General features: G+C 68.0%; 18 protein-coding genes. All 18 read right to left on the bottom strand.

All coding sequences use genetic code 11. The features are described 5' to 3' along the window. Nucleotides 1–74: 74 nt before the first annotated feature. Nucleotides 75–224: a hypothetical protein gene (locus ACYVKI_RS10280; RefSeq protein WP_460690252.1), complete on the bottom strand. Its 150-nt coding sequence runs from the start codon at nt 222–224 to the stop codon at nt 75–77. A 135-nt stretch (nt 225–359) separates the two neighbouring features. After that, nucleotides 360–764, bottom strand: a complete 405-nt coding sequence (locus ACYVKI_RS10285; protein WP_460690253.1) for a RusA family crossover junction endodeoxyribonuclease — start codon at nt 762–764, stop codon at nt 360–362. Continuing rightward, nucleotides 761–1,111, bottom strand: coding sequence for a hypothetical protein (locus tag ACYVKI_RS10290; protein WP_460690254.1), 351 nt, complete (start codon nt 1,109–1,111; stop codon nt 761–763). Before ACYVKI_RS10290 ends, ACYVKI_RS10285 begins: the two co-directional genes overlap by 4 nt. Nucleotides 1,112–1,478: 367 nt before the next feature. After that, entirely contained in the window at nt 1,479–1,802 is a 324-nt protein-coding gene (locus tag ACYVKI_RS10295) for a hypothetical protein (protein WP_460690255.1), read from the bottom strand. A gap of 2 nt (nt 1,803–1,804) precedes the next feature. Then, nucleotides 1,805–2,701, bottom strand: coding sequence for a DNA methyltransferase (locus tag ACYVKI_RS10300; RefSeq protein ID WP_460690256.1), 897 nt, complete (start codon nt 2,699–2,701; stop codon nt 1,805–1,807). After that, nucleotides 2,685–3,434, bottom strand: a complete 750-nt coding sequence (locus ACYVKI_RS10305) for a phosphoadenosine phosphosulfate reductase domain-containing protein (protein ID WP_460690257.1) — start codon at nt 3,432–3,434, stop codon at nt 2,685–2,687. Before ACYVKI_RS10305 ends, ACYVKI_RS10300 begins: the two co-directional genes overlap by 17 nt. Then, a complete protein-coding gene (locus ACYVKI_RS10310) occupies nt 3,425–4,042 on the bottom strand; it encodes a hypothetical protein (RefSeq protein WP_460690258.1) in 618 nt (205 codons plus the stop codon). Before ACYVKI_RS10310 ends, ACYVKI_RS10305 begins: the two co-directional genes overlap by 10 nt. After that, nucleotides 4,035–4,907: a hypothetical protein gene (locus ACYVKI_RS10315; protein ID WP_460690259.1), complete on the bottom strand. Its 873-nt coding sequence runs from the start codon at nt 4,905–4,907 to the stop codon at nt 4,035–4,037. The genes ACYVKI_RS10310 and ACYVKI_RS10315 overlap by 8 nt, the downstream gene beginning before the upstream one ends. Further along, nucleotides 4,907–5,311 carry a hypothetical protein gene (locus tag ACYVKI_RS10320; protein WP_460690260.1) on the bottom strand — a complete coding sequence of 135 codons (405 nt, stop codon included), beginning with the start codon at nt 5,309–5,311 and terminating at the stop codon, nt 4,907–4,909. Before ACYVKI_RS10320 ends, ACYVKI_RS10315 begins: the two co-directional genes overlap by 1 nt. Then, entirely contained in the window at nt 5,308–5,562 is a 255-nt protein-coding gene (locus ACYVKI_RS10325; protein ID WP_460690261.1) for a hypothetical protein, read from the bottom strand. Before ACYVKI_RS10325 ends, ACYVKI_RS10320 begins: the two co-directional genes overlap by 4 nt. Nucleotides 5,563–6,047: 485 nt before the next feature. After that, entirely contained in the window at nt 6,048–6,626 is a 579-nt protein-coding gene (locus ACYVKI_RS10330) for a type I-E CRISPR-associated protein Cas6/Cse3/CasE (RefSeq protein ID WP_460690262.1), read from the bottom strand. Then, nucleotides 6,623–7,051, bottom strand: a complete 429-nt coding sequence (locus tag ACYVKI_RS10335; RefSeq protein WP_460690263.1) for a DUF4326 domain-containing protein — start codon at nt 7,049–7,051, stop codon at nt 6,623–6,625. Before ACYVKI_RS10335 ends, ACYVKI_RS10330 begins: the two co-directional genes overlap by 4 nt. Continuing rightward, the gene (locus tag ACYVKI_RS10340; protein WP_460690264.1) at nt 7,048–7,263 is read right to left on the bottom strand and encodes a hypothetical protein; all 216 of its coding nucleotides are present in this window, start codon (nt 7,261–7,263) and stop codon (nt 7,048–7,050) included. Before ACYVKI_RS10340 ends, ACYVKI_RS10335 begins: the two co-directional genes overlap by 4 nt. After that, entirely contained in the window at nt 7,253–7,504 is a 252-nt protein-coding gene (locus tag ACYVKI_RS10345) for a hypothetical protein (RefSeq protein ID WP_460690265.1), read from the bottom strand. Before ACYVKI_RS10345 ends, ACYVKI_RS10340 begins: the two co-directional genes overlap by 11 nt. Further along, the gene (locus tag ACYVKI_RS10350) at nt 7,504–7,767 is read right to left on the bottom strand and encodes a hypothetical protein (protein ID WP_460690266.1); all 264 of its coding nucleotides are present in this window, start codon (nt 7,765–7,767) and stop codon (nt 7,504–7,506) included. The genes ACYVKI_RS10345 and ACYVKI_RS10350 overlap by 1 nt, the downstream gene beginning before the upstream one ends. Then, the gene (locus ACYVKI_RS10355; protein WP_460690267.1) at nt 7,764–8,243 is read right to left on the bottom strand and encodes a hypothetical protein; all 480 of its coding nucleotides are present in this window, start codon (nt 8,241–8,243) and stop codon (nt 7,764–7,766) included. Before ACYVKI_RS10355 ends, ACYVKI_RS10350 begins: the two co-directional genes overlap by 4 nt. Next, nucleotides 8,240–8,554, bottom strand: a complete 315-nt coding sequence (locus ACYVKI_RS10360) for a hypothetical protein (RefSeq protein ID WP_460690268.1) — start codon at nt 8,552–8,554, stop codon at nt 8,240–8,242. The genes ACYVKI_RS10355 and ACYVKI_RS10360 overlap by 4 nt, the downstream gene beginning before the upstream one ends. After that, on the bottom strand, nt 8,551–8,754 hold the full coding sequence (locus tag ACYVKI_RS10365; protein WP_460690269.1) for a hypothetical protein: 204 nt from the start codon (nt 8,752–8,754) through the stop codon (nt 8,551–8,553). The genes ACYVKI_RS10360 and ACYVKI_RS10365 overlap by 4 nt, the downstream gene beginning before the upstream one ends. Nucleotides 8,755–8,762 lie beyond the last annotated feature (8 nt).

The raw sequence follows: 8,762 nt of genomic DNA on the forward strand, positions 1-8,762 counted from the left end.
TCTCCTCGTGGTCCTGATTCGGTGGGTGGCCCATGCGAGCCAGAGGCGGAGCCGTCCGCGGCGGCGGTAGATCCTCATCCCTGTCTCCTGTGCTGGTGGAAGGCGTCGACCTCGCGGGCGAGGACCGCCTGGTGGTCTTCGGGGGTGGTGCCGGGGTCGTGGTGCCCGTTGCGGTCGGGGTCCAGGACGGCTGCCGGGTCACTGGTGCGGGTGCTCGGCGTCATGCCGTGCCTCCGGCAGCAGGTGAGTGGGGGAGATGGGGCGCATGGGGCCTCCGATGGGGTGGTTGGTTGTGGCGCTAACTGACACACCAACTATAGCATCTAACGGGGGTTGCACAACCCCGAACGGGGTGTAGGTCACCCCACCCGGAATACCCGCACCAGCGTGCGCCGAGCAGCCGCCGGAGCGGCCCGCTTCACCGCCTGCAGCTCAGTGACCTGCCTGTCATCCGACCACGCCCACCCGTTCAGCGCGTCCGCGACGAGCTTGCACAGGTTGTCCACATCGGCCGACCCGTGAGCCCCGTAGAACTCCAACTCGAGCCGGTACCGCCACGTCTTGTCCAGGTAGCGGCGCCGCACCGTCTCCACCCACGCCGCCCGGACTGCTTCCTCGGCGTCGAAGGTGCGGGCCGGTGTGTGAGTGCGGTTCCTGCCGCGCCGGTCCTGCGCCACCCTGGGACGCGCCTTCGGCACCGGGGTGCCGGGCACCTCGAACTCGCCCAATAGGACGGGTGTGCCGGTGGTGGGTGTGGCCGTCATGGGGTCTCAGGGTGCCCGCCTGTCGCAGGGTCGAGGGGGAGGGCGCACCGCTGCAGCCACCAGCGCACGGCGGTGGCCGGGTCGTGGTGGCCGTCGAGGGTGCGGGCGTCCGCCCCTGGGATGGGTTCACCGTCGCGGGTGGCCGGCATGATCCGTGTGGTGACCATCTCCGGGTCGATGAGGTCGGGCAGGTGGGCGACGGTCAGGTCGGTGAAGGTCGTGCGGGTGTGGTCGTGCTCGATCTGGGTGTGGGGCTCGGAGAGCTGGTAGTGCCACCAGTGGGAGGGCCACCCGGCTTCCTGCTGGTGGGGGATGTGGGTGGCGGTGACGGTCAGCGTCGGGGTCATGCGCGGGTCCTTCGTTCAGAACAGGGTGGGGCGGTCTCGTAGCTGCCCTGGTCGGTGTAGTCGCTGGAGTCGAGATCCCAGACCTCTAGCGTGTATAGGTCGATGACGACGGTGTGTTGGCAGTCTGCGCAACGGCACGCGAGTAGTAGCTTCCTCCGGTGACGCCGGGGGAGTGGGCTGTGCGCCAGGCGGAGCCCCACACCCGCGTACTCGCCGGTCTGGCAGAGAGGGATCGCGAGTGATCCGCAGCTCTCGCAGGCTCCGTAGTCGGTGAGGTGCGCATGGATGGTGGATGCCCGTGGGTTCCACCGTCCGGACCAGGTGACTTCGTACCCGTCCCAGCGGGGCGGGAGATCGGGTCGCCAGGTCATGCGCTCACCGACCCCAGCGTTCTTCGGGGGGCCCGCGCCCATCGAGCCGGACGGTTGGGGACGATTGCGAGGTGGCCTGGTGTCATGAGCTGCATCAGCGGGACATTCAACGCCACAGCGATCCCAGCCGCTTCGTCGAGTCGAGCGTGCCGCTCCATCGTCTCAATGCGGTACAGGCCGTCTCGGTTCATGACGACACCTCGCTCCGCGAGCACACGGACGATCTCGTCGTATCCAATGCGGCGGACCTCACGAACAGCTCGGATGTTCTTCGCGAACGCTTCCCCGATCTCTCCCATCATTAGTTTCTGGTGGGCCATGATCATCTCCCTGCGTTTCTGCGCTTCACCTTCGCTGTGGCTCGGCGCCGGTCTCCCTTGACGAATGTAAGGACATGCTGGTGTGTGCGCCCCGCGGATCGGGTGTTCGTCCACCAGCGGCGAATCATGCGGAACATCGTCCCCACCGGGGTCACCAGGATCTGATGATTCACCGGCCGGAACCCTGCCTCCTCGAGGATCAGTGCTGTCCGCTCGGGCAGCAGCCGTAGATGTCCTGAAGGCGCCCGGAGATCTCCAACGACCCACGTGATGAATGAATCATCTTCCAGCACCCGGTATAGTTGCGCGGCCACGTGCTCCAGTGTGTCGAGGTGCTCGTCCCACCCCATGACGGAGAGGTCCCTGGGGTCGTCGGAGTACCGTTCTGCCCGGTGGTAGGGCGGGCAGGTTAAGCAGTACCCGAACGCGTCGTCGGGCATCAGAGCCAGCCGCTCGGCGGCGTCGCCATGGACCCACTCAGCGTGCCCCACGGTGGGCCAGTCAGCAGCGATACGCCGGTTCGAGGCCACCTGGTCGGCGAGGAGGTCGATGCCGGTGTAATCCATGCCGAGCTCGGCGGCGATGATCCCGCGGGTGCATCCTCCAGCGAACGGGTCAATCACCCGGGAGGCCCCGTACCAGGTGTAGGCCAGCTCGGCCAGGAACGGATCGAACCGGGACCTCCCACCACTGATCCGGTGGTGCCGGCCCGACTTCCCATGGCGGAACATCTCGACCTGCTGGCGTCCGGCGAGGTCATCGACCCCGCTGTCTTTCCAGTGGGTCTTTCTGTCCTGCCAGATTCGGGAGTCTGAGCGCAGCGTCGTCCAGGGCCAGATGCCGTGCACATCGATAGGGGCGAGCTCACGCCCCTGCTCCTGTTCAGGATTGTCGGGCATGGTCGATCACCTCCGAGTAGTAGGTCTGCTCCCATTCGGCGCGGCCTCGGTCGGCGCCGCGGATGCCGCCGAGAGAGGAGACACGCAGCCACCGGCGGTCGTGCCGCCCGGCCATGGAGTAGGAGTAGGCCGGGTGGACTGGCAGGTCGTAGTGGTGCAGGTAGGCGAAGATATCGGTGGCCTGCCACCGGCCGATGGGGCGGGCCGCGTGAGGTCCGGCCTCTCCCCATCGGCCCATTGCGATCTGCCGGACCCTCGACTCTTCGGCTCGGACCCCGGAGATGTGCCGGCCGCCGAACCGCTGTTCGGCAATGTCGAATCCGCCGCGGCTGGTGCGTCGGGTGGATGATTCGTCCTGCGCCTGGTGGTCCCACCAGCGGGCGGCTGACGCCTCGACTTCGATCTCGTGGTAGTCGATCTGCGGGTGCGCGTCGAGGAACGCGTCGCGGACCAGCAGACAGTCGGGGTTCTCGATGTCCTGGACGCGTACCCACACCAGGGGGATGCTCACCGGCATGGTGGCGACCAGGTGGGCGAGCACGGTGGAATCCTTCCCCCATGAGGTGGAGGCGTAGCAGGGGCCTTGAGCGGCGAAGTCAACGATCACCTGCCTAGCCCTCTCTGCCATCTGGTCGAGGGGGAGGCGACGGGCGAGAGCCGCATCATAGCGTTCGAGCTTGTCCCAGGCCTCCTCGTCGCCGGGACGCATGCGCGAAGTGCGGATCAGGGGCATAGTGCAGGAGCCTTCCGGGTGGGGTGCCAGTACGGGGCGCGGATCCCCTGCCACGTGCCCTCGGGGTGAGGCATGGGGCGCTCCTTCCAGCCGCCGGGGGGCCCGTCGGTGACCTCCCAAGTGTCCACTCGTCCCATGTCGCGGGAGGGGTGTCCGCCCAGGTGAGTGATCAGACCCAGCAGCTGTTCGAGCCGCGACGCCTCGGTAACCTCGGCGTCCCAGCTGACTGTGGCCAGGTGGGTTGCGGAGATGACGGAGTCGCGGGCCTTGTGCGGGCCGAGCCCCGAATGGTGCTCCCGGTCGCGGGCATACCGGCCCATGGGGATCGTGGCCGGCTTGCGGCGGATCTGCAGCGCATCGTGGGCCCCGACCACTGGGATGTGGGCACTGGAGACTCGCCACCCCCAGGTGCCGTACTGCTCCCAGATGCCGAGGGGCAGGTCAGCGTCCGGGGCGTGCTCCGCGGTGAGCGGCTCCATCGGCAGTCTTCGGGCCATCGCGTCTTGGAAGTATGCCCACGCCAGGGGGCCGTCCAATGGGGCGGGGTGTTCCAGCAGCCCGACCGCGGGGGTGGCCAGGTGGGCGGTGATCCGCAGATGCTCACCCATCGGCCACCTCACGGATGAGGTCGAGGACCTCGCCACGATGGGTCTGCAGATGCTGGGTCCACTCCTGCAGGGAGGCATCAGCAGTGTCGGGGATGCCCTCGATGTGGACGGACCCGTAGCCGACGGCGGTCTTGGCGGCCAGCCCTGTCTCCCCTCCGGGGGCCCAGAGCGCGAGTGCGGCCTCCATGGTGACCTGGTGCATGCGGGTCGCCGCCGGGGTGAGGGAGACGCCGCCGGCGAGGACGGCGCCGGGGTTGATGGTCTGCACGTCGTAGATCATCTGGGTGCCGCCGGCGGTCTCGGACGCGGCGCTGATAAACCGGTCGACGGGGGAGGCAGAGACGTCGTGGCGGGTGCCGAACTCGCTACCCCGATAGGCCGCTGCCCGGCGCAGCCTGTCGGTGTCGACGGTGGTGGGCAGCAGGTGCGCGGATTCCTGGCAGGCGAGGATCAGGTTCTGCACCCGCAGGGTTCCGGCGACAATGTCGGACTGGGCCGCGTAGCCGAGCATCGCCAGGGACGGGAGGGTGTCCTCGATGCGGCGGGAGAGCTCGAGGTTGGTTCGCGCTCCGGTGGAGGTGACTGCGCCGCCAGTCCAGAGCAGGTCCACGGCGGCCTTGGAGAGGGATCCGTGGTCGACGTCGAGGACGTTGACCACGTGCCAGGCGAGGGCCTCGCGGAGTCCATGACGGACCGAGTTCGCCGATACGAAAGGGACGCGGGCGGTGGTGCCGTCGGGTTGGACGACCTGCATGGTGCGCAGGAGTGATGTGTTGCCGCTGGTTCCGGCGCCGTGGTGCAGCGGTGAAGTCAGGGTTGCAGTGAGAGTGGTGTGCTGGTGGGTGGGGGTGATGGTGGTAGTCATCAGAACTGGATCTCCTCATTCGTGGCTGTCTCGGTCTGGTGGGTGTGCTTGGTGCCGCGGCGGCGCTGGTCTCGCTCGGCGGAGGCCAGAGCGACGACCTGGATCAGGTTCCGATCGACGTGGTCAGCCCAGGCCTGGTAGTCGCGGCGGATGGTGGTGGAGATGTCGCGGACCTTCTCTGCAACGGATCCGGGAAGTGAGTCGATCTGCAGCTTCTCGGCGGCGCGGCTGATCGCGTGTCCTGGGTCGTCGGCTTCGGCGGCGGCGGTTTGGATCGCTGATACGGCCCGACCGGACCAGAAGTCGAGAGCGGAGAGCTCGGTGAGGCTGTCGCGGAGGATGAAGATCAGGTCGATGGTGACGGCGTCGAGCTCGTCAAGGGTGGGTGCGTCGGTGGTGCTCATGAGGGGTCCTTCCGGTCGATGGTGGTCTTGGTGATGGTCCAGAGGGCGAGCTCCAGCAGAGGGCTGGAGGTGTAGGGGGCCAGCGGTGCGGCGTGTTCCTGCCACTGGTGGTAGTGGTCTCGGTCGCGCATGAGGGGCGGGACACCGGCGAGGATGTCGTCTGCCCGGACACCGAGGCGCCGGAGCTGTACCGCATGGTGGTGGATGTGGGAGAACTCGTCTGGGGTGGAGGTGACGTCCACTGTCTCCATGCGCACGGTCCATCGGCTGGTGCCGTGGTTGACGCGGGCGTAGGGCAGAACGTGTTTCTGCCCGGACACGGCGATGCTGACTACCCATTCGTCGGTGGGTGGGGCGGTGAGTGTCTGGATGATCGGGCTTGTATCGCCCCGGCTGGTGAGGCATAGGCCGTGGTGATTCCCGATCCAGGCAGCGGCCTTCTCAGCTGATGGGGGCTGTGAGGCGCCAGGTGTGGCGATGATGCTCCACATGCGGAACGTCGCTGGGGGTTTCCCCGAGCAGACGGCGAGGCACGGCTCGCATACTCTGTCGCTTCCGGGGTGAGTGAAGAGTCGGCGGTCCGTGAAGTTCTTCCCGAGGGCTCGGTCGGCATCAGCGGTGCGGTCGGAGTGGTGGGAACAGATCGCGCAGGTGGCGGGATGCCCTTTGACCTGTCGGGCGGCTGCGCCTTGAGGGGGCGGTGATCCTGCTAGCTGGTGGACGAGTCGTGTGGCGTTCATGTGGTCTTCCTCCCGAGGATCAGCCCTGATCCGAAGCGTTTTCCTGGTCCGATCCCGTGGTCGAGTGCGTGTGCGAGAGCTTCGGGGGATCGGACGGTGGCGTGCGCGGTGAAGGCTCGGCGTCCGTACACGATCCTGGTTCCGTTGGGCTTGGTCCCGTGGGATGGGGGGAGCTGTTGGACGTCGATGTCTCGAAGTGTCGCGGCGTCCTGGAGGTGCCGAATGATCCAGGCGGGGGTTTCTTCGACGGTGAGGAAGGTCTTCTTTCCCCGTTGTCTGGTACTTGGCGGGCGCGCTGATTTTCTGGGAGAGATGATGCCGGTGAGGGTGAGTTGATCGCCGGGGGTGAAGTCTCGGTCGATGGGACTTGATCTGATCTGGTGCGCGTCGTTGGTGAGGACGTCGCGCCTGAGGGGGCTGGGAGATTGGACGATGAGGGTGCCGGGGCGGGGATTGGCCCAGAGATGGTGGGGCCCATCGGTGGCTTTGGCGAGGATGCGGTGCATCTTGTGGGTGTCTTTGGGCAGGCGTGCGGAGGCGTTGTTGAGGATGATCTCGGTGATCCATGTAGTCATGCGGGGGTCTCCTGGAGTGCGAGGGTTGCCAGGGCGTCGGCGTGGCACGGGGCGCCGGTCGGGCAGTCGCAAGCGAGTGTGCGCCCGGTGAGCTCGTGGAGGTTCAGCTGTCCGGCCTCGAGCCGGTACGGGAGGGTGAGCGCCTCGTACAGCTCCACACATTGGCGGCGGGCTTCGTGTTCGGGGTGCCCGTAGCGGCCGGTGTGGGTCTGGTGGAGCTCCCCGGTGTGGAGGTTGATCACGTCCCATTGCCACCTGCCGGGGTGGGGTTCGCCGGCGTCGGGGTGATCGTCACCAGCGGGGCGGGTGGCGAGCCGTTGGCGGGCGGTCCAGGGGTTCTCCCAGGGGGACCCGCGGCCGACCCACCGGGTACCGGCGGGGAGCCGGTGCCGCATGTGGCGGGGCGCGTGGATCCGGCTGCTCATTGGGGCCGCCCGCCGCTGGTGATCTTCCATCCGGCCATGGCGAAGGTCGCGATGATGCCCATGATTGCAGCGATGATGAGGAACCGGTCTGCGCCGGCGGCCCAGGCGATGAGGGACCCGAACCCTATGAGGGTGGAGAGCAGCCATATGAGGATGATCAGCGCCTCAGGTCCGGACATCCGGGTGCGCGGGCGGGAGTGGTTATACGGCACGGGTGTAGTTCTCCTTGGAGTCGAACGTCCCAGGCCCCGTCGTGGGGCCGTGGCCGATGAGGTGCAGGACCGCGCCGACGATAGGCGGCAGCGTGGCCCGGTAGGCGCGGCGCTGCGCCCAGCCGATCGCGTCCTGGTGGGTGGGGTGGTCTCTGATGATGTGTCCTTCTGGGGTGCGGGTGACCCATCCGCGGTTGGTGTGCCGCTCGACCCGCCACCTGGGTGTCCGCTGCGGCGCCATCACAGGTCCTCCTGGTCGACGTAGCCGAGACGCTGGTCGATCATGCCGGTGATGTGAGCGATGCGCCGCTGATGCTTCTGCCGCCCGGACACATTGGTGTTCGCTTCAGCGCGGCGTGCGAAGTGATCGGCCGCCTGTACCAGCTCGCCGAGGGTGGGGCTGGTGTCGGGCTTCTCACCGCCGCCGATCATCCGCTCGAAGAGGCGTTCCTGCATCTGCTCGGACATCGGCTGACGACGGGCTGGGTTGGGGGTCCGGTTCATGGGGCTGTGCTCCTTGCTGGGGTCGGGGTGCCGCGGCGGCGCCGGCTCATGAAGCGGGCGAGGCTCGCGGCCGCGGACCGGATGGTGGGGTCGTCGGACTCGAGCCCGGCGGGTGGGGGCTCGACGGGCTTGGGCCGGGGTGGCCGGGTGCGGACGTCGAGGCGCTCTGTGCGGCGGACGCAGGTGCGGCAGATGCCGTGGTGGAAGTGGTCCACGGTGCCGGGGGCCTCGGCGATGGTGTAGGTGTTGGGGCGCATGGGGCGTCCGCATTCGGCGCAGGGGTCACCGACGGTGATGTTGGGGTGCTTCCTGTAGGTGGGCTTCCCGTGCCTGTGCGTCTTGGCGCAGCGGGAGCAGCGGGTGCTGCTGACCGCGACGAGGGTGCCGGGGTGGTCCTCGAGGCTGGTGCCTCGGGGGCGGAGTGCCCGGCCGCAGTCCTCACAGGTAGCGGCGATCCTTCGGACGGCCGGACTCATCGGTCGTCCTCCTCGACGGTGATGCCCACGGCACGGAGAGCGGATCGCATCGCGTCGTGAAGGTTGTCCAGGAGTTCCTTGTCGGGATCTGGCCGGTGCAGGTCCCATGCGGCCATCGCTGCCTGAACCTGCACATCATTGATGGTGAGGCGCCCATCCTCCACCCGGGGCAGGTTGGCGAGCAGCATGGACAGCTGCTCCCTCGGGTCCAGCGCGGACGGCAGGGGCCAGGCGTCCGGGTTGTCGGCGTGTAGGTCTGCCAGGCGAAGGACGCGCCGCACCTGCTCGTCGGTGATCAGGTGCGCGGTCATGACTGCACCTCGATTCCGATGGTGGACAGCCCTGCCCGGAATGCAGCGACGTTGCTCGCCTGCACCTCGAAGCCGAGCGCGTTCCAGTCAGGCCAGCGGCCAGTCAGGACCCGGTGCCGCTCGGCGTCGTGTTCGTAGGACGCCCGGGCGGCCGCCTCGAGCTCGGCGGGGGTGATTGTGTGACGTGGTGGGGTGGTCATGGGCTCCT

The organism is Nesterenkonia suensis, assembly GCF_054782935.1.